The 18,163-nt window shown below is 64.6% G+C and carries 18 protein-coding genes; 13 read left to right on the top strand and 5 right to left on the bottom strand.

Going from position 1 to position 18,163, the window contains the following annotated elements:
- Window positions 1–118 precede the first annotated feature (118 nt).
- From pqqB to D6T63_RS16795, 5 genes are read left to right on the top strand one after another with little or no spacing between them, the layout of a single operon-like run.
- Window positions 119–1,015, top strand: a complete 897-nt coding sequence (gene pqqB, locus D6T63_RS16815) for a pyrroloquinoline quinone biosynthesis protein PqqB (RefSeq protein WP_120150217.1) — start codon at window positions 119–121, stop codon at window positions 1,013–1,015.
- 9 nt (window positions 1,016–1,024) lie between these two features.
- Window positions 1,025–1,717 (top strand): pyrroloquinoline-quinone synthase PqqC, encoded by a 693-nt coding sequence (pqqC, locus tag D6T63_RS16810; RefSeq protein WP_120150215.1) that lies wholly within the window; start codon window positions 1,025–1,027, stop codon window positions 1,715–1,717.
- Window positions 1,704–1,982 carry a pyrroloquinoline quinone biosynthesis peptide chaperone PqqD gene (gene pqqD / locus D6T63_RS16805; protein ID WP_120150213.1) on the top strand — a complete coding sequence of 93 codons (279 nt, stop codon included), beginning with the start codon at window positions 1,704–1,706 and terminating at the stop codon, window positions 1,980–1,982. Before pqqC ends, pqqD begins: the two co-directional genes overlap by 14 nt.
- Window positions 1,975–3,153, top strand: coding sequence for a pyrroloquinoline quinone biosynthesis protein PqqE (gene pqqE, locus D6T63_RS16800; RefSeq protein WP_120150212.1), 1,179 nt, complete (start codon window positions 1,975–1,977; stop codon window positions 3,151–3,153). The genes pqqD and pqqE overlap by 8 nt, the downstream gene beginning before the upstream one ends.
- 11 nt (window positions 3,154–3,164) lie before the next feature.
- Window positions 3,165–3,710, top strand: a complete 546-nt coding sequence (locus D6T63_RS16795; RefSeq protein WP_182977076.1) for a manganese efflux pump — start codon at window positions 3,165–3,167, stop codon at window positions 3,708–3,710.
- A gap of 300 nt (window positions 3,711–4,010) precedes the next feature.
- On the opposite strand, the gene D6T63_RS16785 is transcribed toward D6T63_RS16795, so the two are convergent.
- Entirely contained in the window at window positions 4,011–5,384 is a 1,374-nt protein-coding gene (locus tag D6T63_RS16785) for a DNA-binding protein (protein WP_220725959.1), read from the bottom strand.
- A 529-nt stretch (window positions 5,385–5,913) separates the two neighbouring features.
- Here D6T63_RS16785 and D6T63_RS16780 point away from each other — a divergent pair.
- Window positions 5,914–7,263 (top strand): C1 family peptidase, encoded by a 1,350-nt coding sequence (locus D6T63_RS16780; RefSeq protein ID WP_120150206.1) that lies wholly within the window; start codon window positions 5,914–5,916, stop codon window positions 7,261–7,263.
- A 113-nt stretch (window positions 7,264–7,376) separates the two neighbouring features.
- On the opposite strand, the gene D6T63_RS16775 is transcribed toward D6T63_RS16780, so the two are convergent.
- The 3 genes from D6T63_RS16775 to D6T63_RS16765 form a co-directional block, all read right to left on the bottom strand.
- Window positions 7,377–8,975 carry an alkaline phosphatase D family protein gene (locus D6T63_RS16775; RefSeq protein ID WP_120150205.1) on the bottom strand — a complete coding sequence of 533 codons (1,599 nt, stop codon included), beginning with the start codon at window positions 8,973–8,975 and terminating at the stop codon, window positions 7,377–7,379.
- A 220-nt stretch (window positions 8,976–9,195) separates the two neighbouring features.
- Window positions 9,196–9,432, bottom strand: a complete 237-nt coding sequence (locus D6T63_RS16770; RefSeq protein WP_120150203.1) for a hypothetical protein — start codon at window positions 9,430–9,432, stop codon at window positions 9,196–9,198.
- A gap of 119 nt (window positions 9,433–9,551) precedes the next feature.
- Window positions 9,552–10,391 carry a sigma factor-like helix-turn-helix DNA-binding protein gene (locus D6T63_RS16765; RefSeq protein ID WP_120150201.1) on the bottom strand — a complete coding sequence of 280 codons (840 nt, stop codon included), beginning with the start codon at window positions 10,389–10,391 and terminating at the stop codon, window positions 9,552–9,554.
- A 59-nt stretch (window positions 10,392–10,450) separates the two neighbouring features.
- Between D6T63_RS16765 and D6T63_RS19035 the strand changes: the two genes are divergently transcribed.
- Both D6T63_RS19035 and D6T63_RS19870 read left to right on the top strand, forming a co-directional pair.
- Window positions 10,451–10,693, top strand: a complete 243-nt coding sequence (locus D6T63_RS19035; RefSeq protein WP_147394417.1) for a hypothetical protein — start codon at window positions 10,451–10,453, stop codon at window positions 10,691–10,693.
- Between the two features lie 503 nt (window positions 10,694–11,196).
- A complete protein-coding gene (locus D6T63_RS19870) occupies window positions 11,197–11,568 on the top strand; it encodes a hypothetical protein (RefSeq protein WP_235830824.1) in 372 nt (123 codons plus the stop codon).
- 199 nt (window positions 11,569–11,767) lie between these two features.
- On the opposite strand, the gene D6T63_RS16750 is transcribed toward D6T63_RS19870, so the two are convergent.
- Window positions 11,768–12,460 carry a HutD/Ves family protein gene (locus D6T63_RS16750; protein WP_120150197.1) on the bottom strand — a complete coding sequence of 231 codons (693 nt, stop codon included), beginning with the start codon at window positions 12,458–12,460 and terminating at the stop codon, window positions 11,768–11,770.
- 99 nt (window positions 12,461–12,559) lie between these two features.
- Between D6T63_RS16750 and glnT the strand changes: the two genes are divergently transcribed.
- Genes glnT through D6T63_RS16725 form a run of 5 tightly spaced genes read left to right on the top strand, consistent with a single transcriptional unit; the run spans window position 12,560 to window position 18,136 of the window.
- The gene (glnT, locus tag D6T63_RS16745; RefSeq protein WP_235830823.1) at window positions 12,560–13,933 is read left to right on the top strand and encodes a type III glutamate--ammonia ligase; all 1,374 of its coding nucleotides are present in this window, start codon (window positions 12,560–12,562) and stop codon (window positions 13,931–13,933) included.
- Window positions 13,934–13,959: 26 nt separating this feature from the next.
- On the top strand, window positions 13,960–14,868 hold the full coding sequence (locus D6T63_RS16740) for a class II glutamine amidotransferase domain-containing protein (RefSeq protein ID WP_120150195.1): 909 nt from the start codon (window positions 13,960–13,962) through the stop codon (window positions 14,866–14,868).
- Window positions 14,856–15,611 carry a GltB/FmdC/FwdC-like GXGXG domain-containing protein gene (locus D6T63_RS16735; protein WP_120150194.1) on the top strand — a complete coding sequence of 252 codons (756 nt, stop codon included), beginning with the start codon at window positions 14,856–14,858 and terminating at the stop codon, window positions 15,609–15,611. Before D6T63_RS16740 ends, D6T63_RS16735 begins: the two co-directional genes overlap by 13 nt.
- A gap of 9 nt (window positions 15,612–15,620) precedes the next feature.
- Complete coding sequence (locus D6T63_RS16730) at window positions 15,621–16,997, top strand: FMN-binding glutamate synthase family protein (RefSeq protein ID WP_220725958.1); 1,377 nt, start codon at window positions 15,621–15,623, stop codon at window positions 16,995–16,997.
- Window positions 16,994–18,136, top strand: a complete 1,143-nt coding sequence (locus D6T63_RS16725) for an FAD-dependent oxidoreductase (RefSeq protein WP_120150193.1) — start codon at window positions 16,994–16,996, stop codon at window positions 18,134–18,136. Before D6T63_RS16730 ends, D6T63_RS16725 begins: the two co-directional genes overlap by 4 nt.
- Window positions 18,137–18,163: the final 27 nt, after the last annotated feature.

Here is an 18,163-nt window from a genome sequence, read left to right as displayed (position 1 = left end):
CCGCGTGTCGTCCGAGGTAACCGCCTACGTCGCCACCAAGTAACACAACACGGTGAGGTGCCGGGCCACCACGGCCCGGCACCCCACCAACCACACAACACAAAGGGTGTCATCGCACATGTGGGTACGCGTACTGGGATCAGCCGCCGGCGGCGGGTTCCCTCAATGGAACTGCGCTTGCCCCCAGTGCCGAGCCGTACGAAACGGCTCACGCCCCTGCACCCCGCGCTCCCAATCATCCATCGCGATAAGCTCGAACGACCGCCAGCAATGGTTCCTCATCAACGCCTCACCAGACATCCAGTCACAGATCGAGTCCTTTCCAGGACTACATCCCGACGATGGGAGTGTGGGCCGGCTGCAGGCCGTGCTGCTCACTGACGCGGAACTCGATCACACCCTCGGACTGCTCCTGATGCGCGAGGGCCGCGGACTCGAGGTTCACGCAACGGAGTCGGTCTACGAGACACTTTCCACCGGAACCGGGATCTTGCGGACGCTCGAGGCGTACTGTCCGGTCACGTGGCGACCCGTGATCCCTGGCGCCGAGGTGCTGTTGGGGGAGGGGCTCTCGTACTCCGCGTTCGATGTCCCCACCGAAAAGCGGGTGCGCTTCCCCGGGGCCGCGTCGGAAGGCCGGGTCGTGGGTTACCGCGTCACCGACACCACCAGCGGTCGAAGCTTGGTCTACCTCCCGTGCGTCCAGCAACTCACGCCCGACCTCCTGGAGGAGTTGACAGGTTCCTCCGCCTTATTGGTTGATGGCACCTGCTGGCATGATGACGAGATGCCCAGCCTCGGCCTGGCCAGCAAGACCTCGCGGGACATGGGACATGTACCTATCAGTGGGCCGGGCGGCAGCCTTGAGTTGCTGTCGCCGTTACCCATCGATCGCAAAATTTATACTCACATCAACAACACCAATCCGATCTTGCTCGACGATTCGCCGGAACGGATGGACCTCCATCGCCATGGCCTGGAGGTCGCCGTGGACGGGCTGGAAATTGAAATCTAAGGAGCAACGATGACGGTAGTACTCACACCCGATGAACTCGAGGAGACGCTCCGCGCGCACGCCAAGCAGTACCACAGCGAGCATCCCTTCCATCGTCGGATGAATGATGGAGAGTCCAGCCGGGAGGAGATCCGAGGGTGGGTGGCCAATCGCTTCTACTATCAGGTGAACATTCCCCGGAAGGACGGGGCGATCCTCAGCAGCTGCCCTGACCGTGAGGTACGGCGCCGCTGGGTCCAGCGCGTCATAGACCACGACGGTACCACCGAGGGAACCGGCGGAATCGAGTCCTGGCTGCGCCTGAGCGAGGCCGTCGGCTTGACCCGTGCAGAGGTCGAGGACTCACGGCACCTGCTCCCCGGTGTGCGATTCGCCGTCGACGCCTATGTCACCTTCACGCGTACCAAGCCGTGGGTGGAAGCCGTTGCGTCCTCGCTGACCGAGTTGTTCGCACCCAACCTGATGGCAAACCGGCTCGCGGCATTCGAACGCTACTACACCTGGATCGATCCGGAGGGTCTCGCTTACTTCCGGTCCCGCCTCACCCAGGCCCCCCGCGACTCGGAGCACGGTCTCGAGATCGTCCGCAAGCACTGCGTGACCCCGGAGACTCAGGCAGCCGCGGTGGCGGCGCTATCATTCAAGTGCGACGTGCTGTGGAGCATGCTCGATGCCATGGAGCAGGGCTATGGACATCACTGACCCGACTGCCCGACCACGGCTGGCTCCGCACGTACGGATGGTCTTCAACGCCGCACGCGGAGAACACGCGCTGCTCTCACCCGAGACGGTCTGGGTCATCAATGCTACCGGCGCTGCAATCGTGGAGTTATGCGACTCGCAGCGGACTATCGCAGAAATCGGGGCCGAGCTGCGCGGCCGATACGACCAGGTCGCCGACGGCGACGTTCAACGCTTCGTGGCCGATCTCGTCACGAAGCACGGCATGGAGGTAGACCATGGATAAGCCATACGGACTGCTCGCAGAGCTCACGTACTCCTGTCCATTGCAGTGCGGCTACTGCTCCAATCCTCTCCAGCTCGACGACTATCGCGACGAGCTGAGTACCGAGGAGTGGAAGCGGGTATTCTCCGAAGCCGCCGACCTGGGCGTGCTTCAGCTGCACCTCTCGGGCGGCGAGCCGCTGCAGCGCCACGACATCGTCGAGTTGGTGCAGCACGCCAACCAGTTGGGTCTGTACACCAACCTGATCACCAGTGGGCTCGGCCTATCCACCCGTCGCGCGGAACAACTCCGCGCAGCCGGTCTCGACCACGTGCAGCTCAGCATCCAGGCCGATGACCAGGCCTTGTCGGACCAAATTGCCGTCACTTCCTCGTTCGAGCGCAAGCGGGTGGCCGCGGGGCTCATCAAGAAGCTGGGCTGGCCACTCACCCTCAACGTCGTACTACACCGTCAGAACATCGACCGCATCGGCGGCATCCTCGACATGGCGGAGGCGATGGAGGCTGACCGTGTGGAGCTGGCGAACACGCAGTATGCCGGCTGGGCGGGCCCCAACCAGGCCGAGTTGCTGCCGACCAGAGACCAGCTGGAGGGTGCGGAAGCGGTGGTGCAGGCAGCCCGGGAGCGGATCGGGGACCGGATCGACATCATCTACGTCATCCCCGACTACTACAGCAAGTACCCCAAGCCCTGCATGGACGGTTGGGCCAGTCGCCAGTTCACCGTGGTGCCCAACGGTGAGGCGCTGCCGTGCCCGGCCGCCCACGAGCTGGCTCGCGGCCTCAATCTGCCCCCTGCCACCGTGCGGGAGCACTCGCTGGAGTGGATCTGGACTGAGTCCCCACTGTTTCAGCAGTACCGCGGTGACGCGTGGATGCCGGACCCCTGCCGTAGCTGTGACCGCAAGGAGATCGACTTCGGCGGCTGTCGCTGCCAGGCCTTCGCCCTCACCGGTGACGCCGCCCGCACTGACCCGGTGTGTCACCTCTCTCCCGATCACGGGCTGGTGGAGGCGGCGGTTGCGGCGGCCAACGACCCACAGCGGCCGAAGGACGGCCCGCTGATTCCTCGCGCGAAGGTAGGCCGCACGAAGCGGGCAGTCGGAGCGACGCCGGGAAAGACGGCCGGCACGCCGGTCCAGCTGTCCCGCACCGTATTGAAAGGGACGTAATGATCGCCCTGATGACACTCGGATTCGGTCTGGGTATGGACAATTTCCGGACTTCGCTCGTGCTTGGGGGACTCAAACCGTCCTGGCGTACGTCCGTCAAGACATCCGCCATCTTCGCCTTCTGGGATGGTATGGCACCGCTCGTCGGGATGCTTGGCGGCGGGTACCTGGGATCCAGGATGTCTACGACCGGGATGGCCGACGCCGCCGAGGCGATCGCCGTAGCGGGTCTTGGCGGGTACGGCCTGTTCCTTACAATCAGGGCACTTCGATCACCCGATCATGCCGACATGGATATGAAAACGGCTAGGCGCTGGTTGCCTGTGCCGCTGGCGATCGACAACCTGGCGGCGGGCGCGGCCCTCGGTCTCGCAGGCTTCTCTCCTTGGATTGCACCCTTCCTGTTCGCCTTCACTACCTTCGTGCTGTCGCTGGCTGGACACCAGATCGGCCGCACCATCGCCAACTTCATCCCCCGCATACGTACGGATCTGTTGACCGGGATCGCGTTCCTGCTGATGGCCGGCCTGGTGGTCGCGGGCGTGGCTGACTTCTGATGCCGGATATCGACGTGAGCGACGTGGAGAAAGACAAGATGCGGCCGCCGTGCTACCACTGCGGGGAGCCCTACTCAGCGACGAATGCTGACCGGCACCTAGAGCCGGTCGATTGCCAACCGTGTCCGCGCTGCAAGACGATGCCCGCGTGCTACACGTGCCGAAACATGTACTGCGCCTGCGAAGTGCACCAACACTGAGGAGATTCTGCGCGAGGACAGCAACCGTGGAGTGGAGCTTGGATCGCGCACGACCATCACGGCTACGGTGACGCGGTCATGCTCGGGTGTCGGGTGGGGTTCAGATATTCAGTGCGCGGCGTACTGCTGGGGTGTTTCGTCGGGATACCGGGATCAGGGTGTTGTCGGGGTCGTCCATGACGAGGAGGAGTTCGCCTTTGTCGCGGCGTTCGACTTCCCGGACGCGGCTGAGGTTGACCAGATATTGGCGGTGTACCCGCAGGAATCCGCCGGTGTCGGCGAGGTCGTTCTCGAGTTTGTCCAGGCCGGACAGGGCCGCTGGTAGTCGGCCCTGGTCGGTGTGCAGCCATACCTGGTTGCCGTCGGATTCGGCCACGGCGACCTCAGCCGTTCCCAGGAGCACCATCCGGTTCTCTTCGCGCAGGGCCACGATCCGACGGGCTTTTCCCGGCGTGACGGTGCCTGTTTCGGTGCGCGGGAACTGCTCGCCGTCGGAGACGCCGAAGGAGATCAGATGTCCGATCAGATAGCTGTGCAGAAAGACCGGGCGGATCCCGATCGGTGATGGCTGGTCGGCCAGGGGGGTGAAGATCTGCGTCGAGCCGGTCCACCCCGGGTCCGAGGTGGACCGTTTGGTGGCGTAGCGGGCGGCATGGATGAGGGTGGGTAGTTGCGGAGTCCACCGGACCACCGGGTCGACCGCCGGCATGTTGGCCGGTACGCCGAGCATGACGCTGGCGGTGTCGTCGGCGATCACGACAGATCCTGCCGTGTCGACGGCGACCAGGGGGCTGTTCGACTTACCCCGAGCCTGGGCATAGGCGGCGAGGAGTTCGCCGCCGCTGTCCTGGGCGCGTTTGCGCAGACTGTTCTGGGTGTGGGCGGCGGACTTCTCCAGCCACCTCTTCGCCGACAGGGGTAGGTCCTTGCGCCAACTCGAGATGTTCAGGACAGCCAAAGGTGCCCTGCTGACCAGGTCGCGTACCGCGATCGCCCCGCAGGACCAGTCGTGGAAGGCCTGGCACCAGTGTTCGGACTGCTTGATCATCACCGCCCGGTGAGCTGTCAGCGCGGTGCCCATACTGTTCGTGCCGACCGCACTTTCGGACCAGCAGAACCAGGGTGCCAGGCCGCCGGCGGTGGCGATCGACCTGGTGGTCTTATCCCCCCAGGCCGACAGGACCCTGCCATTGGCGTCGGCGATGGTCACCACGCCTCCGGCGTCGGCCACCTCCTGGGCCATCGCGGCAGCACAGAAACCCAGCTCCGCGAAGACCACATCCTGATCCAGGGAGTGCGTGACCTGCGAGACGGCGTTGGGCACCTCGGACAGGAACGGGTCCACACGATACTGATCCCGGGACCGCTGCCAGGAAATTGCCACTTCCGGCCGCACACCGTAGACATCGTCCTCGCCCCGCACGAAACGCTCCCACGCCCCGTGCACATCGGCCTCTGCAGAATTGCGGAACACCGGCTGAAGTCGTTGCTCACCTGAAATTGGAAACCGCCCTATGGCTCATCATTGAATCGCACGGACTACCCGGCAAGCCAGAACAGGGGCCGGGCGGGCATCGCCGGTTCCCGTTGCTTCCAGTCCCGATGCTCGAGCCGGGCGGCGCAGCGAAAATTCCCGCAATGCATCCAACGAAGGCGTTTCGCTGAAGTATCAGCGATCGTATTTCCGAACGACGATTTTGGCAAGGACATGACGTGGACGCTTCGGCAAGGTCCTTCTGCTTTCCGGTAGGGCGAGGGCCCGACAAGGAACCGGTGCTTCCGGTCATCCCCAGTACCTTGTTCTCAGCACTGGTTCGCTGAGAAGCACGAGAATCAGTGCTGAGAACAAGGCATGCGTAATGCGGTACTCCTTGGATCGTGGAGGAGAAGTCGCGCCATTGCCTCTTCTACCGTCCTGCCCGGCATCTTGCCGCCAGCGGTAGTCACTGGCCAATAGCCGGAGGGGGATTGTGCCCGTGCGGCAATCGGGATAGAACGGAAGGATGACTACTTCGCTGGACCTTACGGTCGCGTCCCTGACCGCGGGGCAACTCACGGCCCTGCACGAGTCCTTCGCTGCGGATCCCGCGCTGAAGCACAAACAGAATGCCATTGTGCGTATCAGTGTCGATGAGCTCGCCATCGACCACCAGTTGGCAACGGCCCTTTCCGCCCCCGTCTCGAACCGCATCGACGACTGGAAGGTCACTCACCAGAAGAAGTCCGGCCGCTGCTGGCTCTTCGCGGCACTGAACCTTCTGCGAGTCGGCGCAAAGCAGACTCTCGGCGTGAAGGAGTTCGAGTTCTCCCAGAACTACGCCATGTATTTCGACAAGCTGGAGCGCGCCAACTACTTCCTGGAGTCCATCCTGGAAACCGCGGAGCGCGGCGAGGACGACCGTCTGGTGCAGTTCCTGCTGCAGAGCGTCCTGGGCGACGGCGGCCAGTGGAACATGGCGGTGAACATCTTCCGCAAATACGGCGCCGTGCCGAAATCGGTGATGCCGGAAACCGAGTCCTCGTCCAACACGGGCCGCATGAACCGGGTCCTGCGTACCCTCCTGCGCCGTGGGGCGCAGGAGCTGCGCCAGCTCCGCCACGACGGTGACACCGCAGGGCAGGAACAGACGAGGGCCCGCATCATCGCTGAGGTCCACCGGATCCTCACGCTCCACCTGGGCACCCCGCCGTCCGCCTTCGAGTGGCAATACACCGACGATGCTAAGTCCTTCCATCGAGAGGGCACCCTGACGCCACAACAATTCCTGGCCAAATACACCACCATCGACCTCGAGGACTACGTCTGCCTGGTCGACGACCCTCGGAGGGAGCACCCGAAGGGAACCACCTTGACCGTTGAGCACCTGGGCAATGTGGTCGACGCGGAACCGGTGCTGTATCTCAACGTGGAGATCGGCCTGGCCAAGCGGTTGGCCAGGGATGCCATCCTGGATGGCGAACCGGTCTGGTTCGGCTGCGATACGGGCCCACATATGGTGCGTCAGGACGGCATCTGGGATGCCCGACTGTACGACTACGCCGGGCTTTATGATGTCGAACTGGCTACGGACAAGGAATCGCGTGTCCGCTTCGGCGAATCAGCCATGACCCACGCCATGCTCCTGACCGGCGTCGACGTGCTCGACGGCGAAACGCGCCGTTGGCGGGTGGAGAACAGCTGGGGCGAGGAAGCCGGCGACCAGGGTTTCTTCACCATGGCAGACAACTGGTTCGACGAATACGTCTTCGAAGTCGTGGTCGACAAGTCGCGGCTGTCCCCGGAGCTGCGGCAGGCGCTGGACGCCGAACCCACAGTGTTGCCGGCCTGGGACCCCATGGGAGCACTGGCGTAGGGCACCCGAAGCAGAGCAGTACCCCACCCGTCGCGAGGTCGACGATCGTAGACCTCGCGACAGGTGGGGCACCGGATTTGTGGACAGCCTGAAATGCCGCAGCCCGGAGCAGCCTAGTTGCGTACCTGAAGTCCGGGGGCTCCGTCGTCGATGCGGAATGACGCCTTGGTGCTGATGGGGGAGCCGGGCGCGGTGACGTAGTCCAGAACCCGGAAGTCAGCGGTCATGGAGTCCGGAGTGATCCGGGTGTTCACGTAGCCCCGTTGGTCGTTGTAGAACTTGAGGTGCGGATTCCACGCCATGACGGGGTCCGTCGTCGACCCTGTGCCGTTTCCCGTGGACGTGATAGAGGTACTGACGAGTTCGGTGCCGACTATCGACGACTCCGGATCCTTGTAGTCCACCTTGACGTCATTCGCCCAGTTGCGGTGCACATCGCCGGTGAGGACGACGGCGTTGCGCACTTTCGCGTCCACCCAGCCCTGGGTGATGCGGCGCCTCGATGCTGCATAGCCGTCCCAGCCGTCCATCGAGACGTCGTCGATCTCCGGTACCTGGTCGCGGTCGCGCTCGGTGAAGAAAACCTGCTGTCCGAGGATGTCCCAGCGCTGGGTGGAGTTCCTGAAGCCGTCCAGGAGCCATTTCTCCTGCTCGATACCCGTCATGGTGCGGTTCTCCTCGAGACGCCCAGCCACGTTCTTCCTGAAGCCATCGCCCGCAAGCTGATCGTCACGGTACTGACGGGTATCCATCATGTGGAAGGCCGCCAGCTGTCCCCACTGAATGGTGCGGAATATCTTCATGTCCGGGCCAGACGGTACGGACGAAGCGCGTAGTGGCATGTTCTCGTAGTAGGCCTTGAACGCTGCCGCTCGGCGCATACGAAAGCGATCGAGGGTGTCGTTCTGCTGTGCTGCATCGAGGTTCTCGGGAATGTCGTCCGCCCAGTTGTTATCCACCTCATGGTCATCCCACACCACCAGCCAGGGCGCGATCGCGTGCGCCGCCTGCAGGTCGACGTCGGACTTGTACTGCGCGTGGCGCTGCCGGTAGCCCTCAAGAGTGACGGTCTCAGGACCCTCGTGATCGCGGGGGTTACCTCCGCTGATGACGTAGTCGTTCTTGCGGTATTCATATAGATAGTCGCCCAGATGCAGGACAAGATCCGGATGGTCCTCCGCGAGGTGCCGGTAGCCGGTGAAATAGCCGTGCTCGTACTGCGCGCAACTGGCGAATGCCATCGCCAGGGCACCAGGTGTTTCACCTGCGCCAGGGCTGGTCAGGGTCCGACCCGTCACGCTGATGTGGCGCCCTGTTCGAAAGCGATAGAAATATTCTCTGCCTGCTCGGAGGCCGGCCAACTCGACGTGCACCGAGTGGGCGTTCTCGAGGCTTGCTTGTTCGACGCCGCGGGCCACCACCTTCGTCATCCGGGCGTCCTCGGCGACCTCCCAAGCCACTGCGACCGGGCGGGAGGGCATCCCACCAAGACCGTTCTCCGCAAGGGGGTCGACGGCGAGACGGGTCCACAGTACGAAACCGTCCGGAGACGGTTCTCCCGAGGCAATGCCGAGCGTGAACGGATCCGTGCGGACGCCCGAGTCCCGGACGGTGGGCACGCTGGCGACAGCGACAGCAGCGCCCGGTAGGGCGACGATGGCGCCGGCACCGAGGCCGGCACTGATCAGTGATCTGCGTGAGATGGTTGCCATGGTTCGAGCCTAGGCACGGCGCTCCGATCCTCACCTGTTGCCCCTGTGAACAACCGATGAACTGCTTGTCGCGCGCAATCGGCACCGGCGAGCCCACGGCGAGCGTCCTGGGATAGCCTGCACGGCTCGATCAGGGCGGGGGGCGAACGGGTCGTCGACCTGTCCGCTCGGCTCCACCCCCGAGTCCTCGTCGACGTCCCCGTAAATGAGGCGGGGCAGGTCAGGCTTCCGGAAGCGCCGCGAAGGCCTTCTTGGTATCGCGGTACCAGCCCATGCCCTTGACCGGATTCCTCCATCGGTTCTTCATCGCCTCGAGGGCGTCCTGATGTGTCGTGTCCCCGGACCCGACGGAATCCTTGAGGTGCCGGTCCTGCGCCTTGATGACGTCATCGGCAGAATCGCCGCGAAGCGCGAGCTCGCAGGGACCACCGAGCTGCTTGCAGGTCATGGTTCTCATCGTTGGGTCCTTTTCATGTGGTGCGATCGAAGGGTGAAGGATTCGGTGCGAGTCCCACCCTCATGACGAGTTGGAGGTCAGAAATGTGACCACCGATCATCAGTGGTGCGGACTGGGGACTATCTGCGCTGTGCGGCGACTCGTCGTGTCAGTGATGCCAACACGTCCTGCTGGGCACGGAAGGTGATGGCGTGCACCACACCACGGGCGACCGTGAAGTCGAACGCGACGCGGGGCTGTCCATGCTGGAACCAGGCAGCACCAGGGCGACCCTCCAGGAATACGGGCAGCGCGGCTTTCGCGGCGCCGTCGAACATCGCGGCGACCTCCTCCCGCCCCTCGACCCGCGCAGGAGTACCAGCTGCGATGGCCTCGGCATCCGCGGTGACGACAACACCTGGTGCGAGGAGGTGGAGAAGCCGTGCGAAGTTGCCGCCTCGAGCAGCTGCAAGGAATGCATCGACCACCTGCCAGTCAGCAGCAGTGCCCTCTGCTGTCGCAGTCGCGACTTTCGTACGCGCTCGTGAAGCCAGCTTGCGGGCGGCAGCCGATGAGACAGCGAGGGTAGCTGCGATAGTGCCGAAGTCCACGCCGAAGGTGTCATGCAACACGAATGCCACCCGCTCGGTGGGCGACAGGCGTTCGAGGACAACCTGCAATGCGACACCGACGGTGTCCGCCAGGACCACCTGATCCGCTGGATCCCCTTCGACACCCGAATCGGCCTGATCCGCCGGTTCGATCGGCTGCGGAACCTTCGACCGAAGACGGTCCAGGCACAAGCGGGTGGTGACCACGGTCAGCCAGGCGGGCACATTGTCGATTACGGTCGCGTTACCGTGGAACCGCAACCAGGCCTGCTGGACCATGTCTTCACTTTCGGCCCGATCGTCCAGCAGGCCGGCCGCCAGGCGTACGAGCCGCGCACGCTCCGCCTCGAATTCTTCGATCGAACTCATAGAGACACACCATATGCCCGACCACGCGTCGTGTTGACCCTGCTCCTTGTCCCCAGCAGATGACGACCTACAGCTGCTGCTTCGTAGCGGACCAAACCCATGACCACGACGTCTGCCATGACCGCACCGTCTGCCATGACCTCGCCGTCTGCCATGACCTCGGCGGCGATGACCGACCGAATCAAGTAGCGCTGCCCGATGGCGGGAGCGTGCCGGCTCAGTGCCGGCGCGCAACGACGACGGTGCAATCCTGGTTGGCAGGCGCACACTGTAAGCACCTGATCGTCACCGGGAAGCGGTAGGCGCCGGCTCAGCCCCGCAGGCGCCGCTTCCGGCGATCAACAGATTCCATCCGAGCGGCTCGCTTTCGGGGCGGTAGGCGACACAGGCACGTCGAGCACAGAGATGAGAACGAGAGATGACACGTCCCGACTCACAGGACCAGGAATTCCCCCGAAGCCAGAAAGAGCGCACTTCGCCAGGAGGCGTCAGGGCGACCCCTGAAAGCGACGTCGTTCGGATCCTGGCTGTCGGGACCAGCACGACTAGCGGTGACCCCAGCGGGTCCTCGCCGGACGACAGGTTCTCATCCGGGCTGTCCAGCAGTGCCCTGGAGGACAGGCAGGTGCTCCTTCGTGCCGCCATCCGGGACCTCAAAGTCATGGATGTACGCCTCTATCACGCCCGGCACTGAGTCCAGGTGGTATGGAATCAGTTGTCTCTCTCCGGAAGTGGGGACGGACGTGCCGGGGAAGACGAAAGGTTCAAGGAGTAGAATGTCAACCCACAAAGAATCAGGTGCCTGATGAAGATTTATCGCAATCAGCGCAAGCAGCCCAGCCGTGACCGCGCCACAGCCTCCGTACCCACGACGAGCAGCGTCGACGGGCCGCCAGGACCCGATCCGCTCGACGTGGTGCAGCCCGCTGGATGGGAACCACGGACACCCGAGAAAAAGAGGGCCCGTACCTCGATCTTCGACGGACTCGATACTGCTGCCCGGACATTCCTGGGACCAGCAGACCGCACCGACGGAGCCCGACCGGTCATTCATCTGCACGACGCGGCCGAGGACCTGGCAGACGCCACCTTCAGCTCCATCGACGTCTACACAGATTCATCGGGGCATCACTACGCACAGCGCAAGACCCCGATGCATCGACCGACAGCAGAATAGTCCAGCGGCCAACGCGGCAGTGGTATGACGAGGCGGCGGCGCCGGTGATCCTGGCACACACCCTTGACGGTATGTGCTGATCGCCGGCACCACCTCACCGAATACTCGGTCCGGTGTTGTGCTCTCATCGGACGAACACCTCCTCAGGCTAGAGGCTGAGGGTGAGCAGGCCAACGATAAACATTTGCGACCGACGGCCCTACCTGACGCTTGTGTTCAGTGCTGGGGGAGGTTCGGCCCGATCACCACCCCGGATGCTGATGAAAAGAGCAACCGCTGCTGTGAACTCGAGGGTCTCCGTCCCAAGGCCGCACAGAAGGAAGTCCATGGACCGGAGGACTTCTCCTCCGGCGGTGCGGGCGCTTCCTTCCAGGACCAGGACCACTGCAGTGGCGGGTCCCAAAGTCCTTGCTCCTTCGACAGGAAGTACGTCCATCCCCCCGGAGCAGCGCGAACGAGCAGTCATGAGATTGACGGCGACCGCAGGGCCGTGCGAAAGGGTGACAGCCGCGTCATCCTCGCCGGAGAAAACCAGGATCGCCCTTTCGTCGAGCTGTGTGGACGTGCCGGCGACGTCCAGGACGATGCCATCACCTGATGCGATGAGGAGTGTCCTGTCCACACCGGGAAGGCGCGAGAAAGGGGCGTTGCGAGCCAGGTCGGCGACGCTCACCCGCCAGGCGAAGTCGACCGTGGAACCTGCACTTCTGAACGCTGCTATCTCCCGTGTGTTCCCCGCCCCGTTTCTCCAAGCAGTTGCCGGGACCTGCCCCGTGCTGACGATCGAGCGCGAAGAGGGCCGGAACCGGCTTGAAGGATCATGGCGGGTCAACCAGTACCCATCCTTCTGCTCCTGCGCTCGTACGACCGCTCGTAGAACCGCTCGTGTCACGCAAAGTTAACACAGCGCCCCATCGGCCGTAACACCTGATTGTCTACTGTTGCTCAACACCGTTTCACTAGAAGCAACAGCAAGCGACAGGAATCTTCCGTGACACGTCTTGCAACTCCCGGGGAACAGACCGCCATGACAGCAGCAGTCGACACGGGGCGGATATCCCTCGCAGACATTGCGAAGGCCAACGATGTTCGGTTTCTCCTGGCCACCTTCGTCAACATGACGGGAAAACCCTGCGCCAAACTGGTGCCGGTCGAGGCCGCGGATCAGCTCGAGAACGGATCGATGGGTTTCGCGGGATATGCGGCGGGGCTCATCGGGCAGAAACCGCACGACGCGGACCTGATTGCGGTACCCGACCTCTCCTCGTTCACGCCCGTCCCCTTCATCAAGGAGGGGCTGGCGGTGATTCACTGCGACCCGCACGTCCACGGACAACCATGGCCCTATGCGCCGCGCGTCATCCTCAAGGGCGCCCTGCAGCGCTTGGCCGATCAAGGTATGCAGGCGAAGGTCGGAGCGGAGGTCGAATACTTCCTGGTCAACAAGAACGACGACGGAACTCTCAGTACGGCAGATCCGCGCGATGATTCTCCTCGCCCCTGCTATGACGCCCGAGGCGTCACACGCATGTACGACCACCTGGCCGCGATCTCCGAAGCGATGAATGGTTTGGGCTGGGGCAATTACGCCAATGACCACGAGGATGCAGCCGGCCAGTTCGAGCAGAACTTCGACTACGCCGACGCTCTGACCACCGCGGACCGCGTCATCACGCTTCGATACATCCTGAACATCCTCGCCGAGCAACGGGGGATGACGGCAACGTTCATGCCGAAGCCGTTCACCGACCGGACCGGCACGGGACTCCACTTCCATCTGTCCCTCTGGTCCGGCACCAAGGCCTTGTTCCCGGGGGATGACGGTGACCGGGGCCTCGGGCTGTCGCAGCTCGCGTACTCCTTCATCGCAGGGATCCTCGATCACGCTCCCGCCCTGCAGGCGTTCCTCGCCCCCACGGTCAACTCGTACAAGCGCAGCGGGGCCACCACGAGTTCGTCGGGCGCCACCTGGTCGCCACGCAAGGCCTCCTTCGGCGGGAATGATCGGACGCACATGATTCGGGTGCCGGACAACAAGAGGGTCGAACTCCGTTCCGGAGATGGATCAGCCAACCCCTATCTCGCCATCGCAACGGCCCTCCTGGCCGGACTGGACGGCGTGGCCGGTGCTGCGGATCCCGGCGCCCCATCGGGGCCCGGCGAGTCGAAGCCGGAGGCCCACACCCTGCCGGCAACCCTGCTGCACGCCGTGGAATCACTGAGGAAGGACCCGGTCATTCTCTCCAGCCTCAGTGGCGATCCGGAGATCGGCCAGTACTACGCCGACGCCAAGGAGGAGGAGTTCCTGAGCTGGCACAACCAGGTCAGCGACTGGGAGATCCGCACCTACCTCACGTCGATATAACCCGCCCCACTGGATAAGGAAGCCTCATGTGCGGAATCGCCGCGCTTCAATTGCGTAATCCCTCGTTGCACCCACGGATGGGCTCCCTGCTGTCCTCCATGCTGTGCCAGATCGTGGACCGCGGACCGGACTCGGCCGGTCTGGCCGTGTACGACACACCCGGTCTGGTCTCCGATGGAACGTCGACAGTGAGCCTCCTCGGGAAACACCACGGCATGGAGATCGACGGAATCCTGACATCCCTGAACGACATGCTCTCGCCTGACGCCCGATCGACCGTCAAGATCATCGGCGACACGACCCTGATCAGCGCCGCGGTACCCACCGCACTGCTGGTCAAGGCAGTCGGTGAGACGCTGCCGGCATCGACCATCATCGGGCGCGGAGAGCACGTTGCCGTGATGAAGGGCGTCGGCCATCCCATGGACATCGCCGCCCACCACGGCCTGGAATCGATGGCAGGCAGCCAGGGTCTGTCGCACACCCGCATGGCGACCGAATCAGCGGTGACCGCCAGCGGCTCCCATCCGTTCTCCGTCGCCGACGACTTGTGCCTGGTCCACAACGGGTCCTTTTCCAATCATGCGACCGTCCGGAGGAACCTCGAGCGTGAAGGAGTGGTCTTCGACTCCGACAACGACACCGAAGTGGGTGCCCGCTACATTGCTTCCCGTCTCCAGCAGGGCGACACCCTGGAAGAAGCCCTGATCAACCTCGGGAAGGTCCTCGACGGCTTCTACACGCTGGTCGTCACCACCGCGGACAGCATGGCGGTCGTCCGCGACCCTATCGCCTGCAAGCCCGCCATCCTCGCCGAGACCGAGGACTACGTCGCGATGGCGTCCGAATACCGCGCTCTGGCCGCCTTGCCCGGTATCGAGCGCGCCCGCATCTTCGAACCAGAACCCGGAAAGGTCTACACATGGTCACTCTGATGGCTCCCGACGCCACAGCACCCACCTCGGACAGCAGCACCGACGTCCGCCCCGGGTCGGACGCGGGCGACACCACGACGGACCTCGACACGGCTTCCGTCCGTGATCTCAACCAGGCGCTGCACGACTCCGTGGGCGCAGCATCCTGGACCGTCACCAAGCCGGGTGGCAAGCACAGCCTCGCCGTCGGCATCACCGCAGACGTCGATGTCACGATCGAGGGGCATGCCGGCTACTACGCCGCCGGGATGCTACAAAAGGGAAGAGTGACCATCAACGGTAATGCGGGAGTCGGATTGGCCGAGAACATCATGTCCGGCACGGTCCACGTCAGGGGTGATGCATCCCAGTCAGCTGCAGCCACAGGCCACGGCGGCCTGGTCGTCATCGACGGGAACGCCGGAGCCCGCTGCGGCATCTCCATGAAGGGTGTGGACATCGTCGTCGGGGGCAACATCGGCCATATGTCCGCCTTCATGGCGCAGGCCGGGCGCCTCGTGGTCTGCGGCGACGCGGGCGACGCGCTCGGTGACTCCATCTACGAGGCGCGGATCTACGTCCGGGGCTCCGTAGCTTCTCTCGGTGCCGACTGCATCGAGAAACCGATGAGGGCGGAGCACCTCGAGGAACTGGGTGCGCTGCTGGCAGCTGCCGGGCGGTCCGAGGACCCGTCCGACTTCCGGCGCTATGGGTCGGCCCGGAACCTCTACCATTTCCACGTCGACAACTCGACCGCCTACTAGGACGCCGCCATGACTCTCACCTCCCTCCCGCAGGACGATTCCGTCCAGGTTCCCGCCCCGGACATCGCTGCGCTGGGCCTGCGCGAATCCGCGACATTCGACCGCGCGACCATCGCCGACATCCAGCGCGCTGCCGCAACCGGCGTGTATGACATCCGGGGGTGGGGCGCCAAGCGCAGGGTTCCCCACTTCGATGACCTGCTGTTCCTCGGAGCCTCGATGTCCCGCTACCCGCTGGAGGGGTACCGGGAGAAGTGCGACACCGACGTCGTCCTCGGTGACCGTCATGCATCGAAGCCGCTGCACCTCCAGATCCCCGTCACGATCGCCGGCATGAGCTTCGGCGCCCTGTCCGCCAACGCCAAGGAGGCGCTCGGACGCGGGGCCAGTGAGGTGGGGACGTCCACCACCACGGGCGACGGCGGCATGACCCCCGAGGAGCGCGGCCAGTCCCGGCACCTCGTGTACCAGTACCTGCCGTCCCGCTACGGAATGAATCCGGACGACCTCCGCAAGGCGGACGCCATCGAGATCGTGCTGGGCCAGGGCGCCAAACCGGGCGGCGGCGGCATGCTGCTCGGCCAGAAGATCACCGAACGGGTCGCCGGGATGCGCACACTGCCCGTGGGCATCGACCAGCGCTCCGCCAGCCGCCACCCCGACTGGACCGGACCGGACGACCTCGAGATCAAGATCGGCGAACTGCGGGAGATCACCGACTGGAAGACCCCCATCTACGTCAAGATCGGCGCTTCGCGCCCCTACTATGACACGGCTCTGGCCGTGAAAGCCGGCGCGGACGTGGTGGTGGTCGACGGAATGCAGGGCGGCACCGCTGCAACCCAGCAGGTGTTCATCGAGAACGTCGGCATCCCCACCCTCGCTGCCATCCCCCAGGCAGTCCAGGCGCTTCAGGAGCTGGGCGTCCACCGCAAGGTCCAGCTCATCGTCTCCGGCTGCATCAGGACCGGCGCCGACGTCGCGAAGGCGATGGCACTCGGTGCCGACGCCGTCGCGATCGGCACCGCCGCGCTGATCGCCCTCGGCGACAACGACCCCCGGTACGCGGCCGAGTATGCCGCCCTGGGTTCCGCGCCGGGCTTCTACGACGATTTCCAGGACGGACGCGACCCGGCCGGTATCACCACGCAGGACCCGGAGCTCGCGTCCCGTCTCGATCCCATCGCGGGCGGGAGGCGGCTCGCCAACTACCTCCGTGTCCTCACGATGGAGGCCCAGACCATCGCCCGGGCCTGCGGGAAGTCCCATCTCCACAACCTCGAACCGGAGGATCTCGTCGCCCTGACCATCGAGGCCTCGGCCATGGCGCGAGTTCCCCTGGCGGGCACCAGCTGGATCCCCGGCGCAGGCCAGGGAACTTTATGACCGGATCATCCGACTATGTCGTCGTGGGTGCCGGCCTCGCAGGTGCCGCAACAGCCTGGCAGCTCACCTCCCGTGGACATCAGGTCACCCTCGTCGAGCGCACGGTTCCAGCGAGCCCCGACGGCAGCTCGCACGGCTCGGCACGCATCTTCCGCTACGCCTACCCCGACCCCTTCTACGCTCGGGCCGTGGCCGAGTCCCGGGCGCTGTGGGACACGCTGAGCTCGGAAGGCGGGCATGATCTCATCAGCGCAGCCGGCGCCGTGGACCACGGGCTCGGACGTCAGCCGGCACTCCTGGCCGAAGTGCTGGCCGATGCGGGGATCGATCACGAACTGCTCCCGGCGGCCGTGGCTCGTGAGCGATGGCCCTCCATAGCCTTCGACAGTGACGTCCTGTGGCATCCCGGCGCCGGGGTTCTCGACGCCGAGACGGCCGTCACCACGATGGTCGGACTCGCCGTGGGGAAGGGTGCCAGGCTCCTGACCGGCTGGGAACTGCACCACCTCGAGCAGCGGGCGACCGGCTACCGGCTGACATCTACTACAGGCGAAACGCTCGATGCCGGGAACGTCATCATCAGTGCCGGCGGCTGGCTGCCGCACCTGCTCGGCCGGCTGGCACTCCCTGCCGGTTTCCTCCGCGGACTCCCACAGGTGACCGTCATGCAGGAGCAGGCTTTCCACTTCCGGTACAGGGACACCGGGAGTGCCGGCACCTGGCCGACCTTCATCCACAAGGCCGCGACCATGCAGGTCTACGGGCTTCCCGGAGGACGGGACGCGGATTTCGCCGGGCAGAAGGTCGCCGAGTTCAACGGAGGCTCCCTGATCCCCTCCGCCGCGGAGCAGACAGGTCGCGTGGACCCCGCGAACCGGGACAGGGTGGTGGGGTACGTCCGCCAGTACCTCCCTGGTCTGGACCCGGAGCCGTACGCCGAGACCACCTGCCTGTTCACCAACACTCCCACCGAGGACTTCATCATCGACAGGGTGGGCGGACTGACGGTGCTCTCACCCTGCTCCGGGCACGGAGCCAAGTTCGCTCCGCTCATCGGTCGGTGGGCGGCCGATCTGGTTACTGGTTCGGCCGACATTCCTGCGCGCTTCCGCCCCACCCTGAGCGCCGGCCACCGCTGAAAGACGGGCCGTGCCGGACGCCTGGCA

Origin of the sequence: Arthrobacter cheniae, from assembly GCF_003602275.1 — a bacterium.
In the GTDB taxonomy this organism is placed as follows: domain Bacteria; phylum Actinomycetota; class Actinomycetes; order Actinomycetales; family Micrococcaceae; genus Arthrobacter_D; species Arthrobacter_D cheniae.
Note: the sequence above shows the minus strand (reverse complement) of the source record. Positions and strands in the feature narration are given on the sequence as shown.

What these genes read in the sequence shown, in the direction of transcription:
- pqqB (WP_120150217.1), top strand. Translation starts at nt 119, where the DNA reads ATGTGGGTACGCGTACTGGGATCAGCCGCCGGCGGCGGGTTCCCTCAA.
- pqqC (WP_120150215.1), top strand. Translation starts at nt 1,025, where the DNA reads ATGACGGTAGTACTCACACCCGATGAACTCGAGGAGACGCTCCGCGCG.
- pqqD (WP_120150213.1), top strand. Translation starts at nt 1,704, where the DNA reads ATGGACATCACTGACCCGACTGCCCGACCACGGCTGGCTCCGCACGTA.
- pqqE (WP_120150212.1), top strand. Translation starts at nt 1,975, where the DNA reads ATGGATAAGCCATACGGACTGCTCGCAGAGCTCACGTACTCCTGTCCA.
- D6T63_RS16795 (WP_182977076.1), top strand. Translation starts at nt 3,165, where the DNA reads ATGACACTCGGATTCGGTCTGGGTATGGACAATTTCCGGACTTCGCTC.
- D6T63_RS16780 (WP_120150206.1), top strand. Translation starts at nt 5,914, where the DNA reads ATGACTACTTCGCTGGACCTTACGGTCGCGTCCCTGACCGCGGGGCAA.
- D6T63_RS16775 (WP_120150205.1), bottom strand. Translation starts at nt 8,975, where the DNA reads ATGGCAACCATCTCACGCAGATCACTGATCAGTGCCGGCCTCGGTGCC.
- D6T63_RS16770 (WP_120150203.1), bottom strand. Translation starts at nt 9,432, where the DNA reads ATGAGAACCATGACCTGCAAGCAGCTCGGTGGTCCCTGCGAGCTCGCG.
- D6T63_RS16765 (WP_120150201.1), bottom strand. Translation starts at nt 10,391, where the DNA reads ATGAGTTCGATCGAAGAATTCGAGGCGGAGCGTGCGCGGCTCGTACGC.
- D6T63_RS19035 (WP_147394417.1), top strand. Translation starts at nt 10,451, where the DNA reads ATGACGACCTACAGCTGCTGCTTCGTAGCGGACCAAACCCATGACCAC.
- D6T63_RS19870 (WP_235830824.1), top strand. Translation starts at nt 11,197, where the DNA reads ATGAAGATTTATCGCAATCAGCGCAAGCAGCCCAGCCGTGACCGCGCC.
- D6T63_RS16740 (WP_120150195.1), top strand. Translation starts at nt 13,960, where the DNA reads ATGTGCGGAATCGCCGCGCTTCAATTGCGTAATCCCTCGTTGCACCCA.
- D6T63_RS16735 (WP_120150194.1), top strand. Translation starts at nt 14,856, where the DNA reads ATGGTCACTCTGATGGCTCCCGACGCCACAGCACCCACCTCGGACAGC.
- D6T63_RS16730 (WP_220725958.1), top strand. Translation starts at nt 15,621, where the DNA reads ATGACTCTCACCTCCCTCCCGCAGGACGATTCCGTCCAGGTTCCCGCC.
- D6T63_RS16725 (WP_120150193.1), top strand. Translation starts at nt 16,994, where the DNA reads ATGACCGGATCATCCGACTATGTCGTCGTGGGTGCCGGCCTCGCAGGT.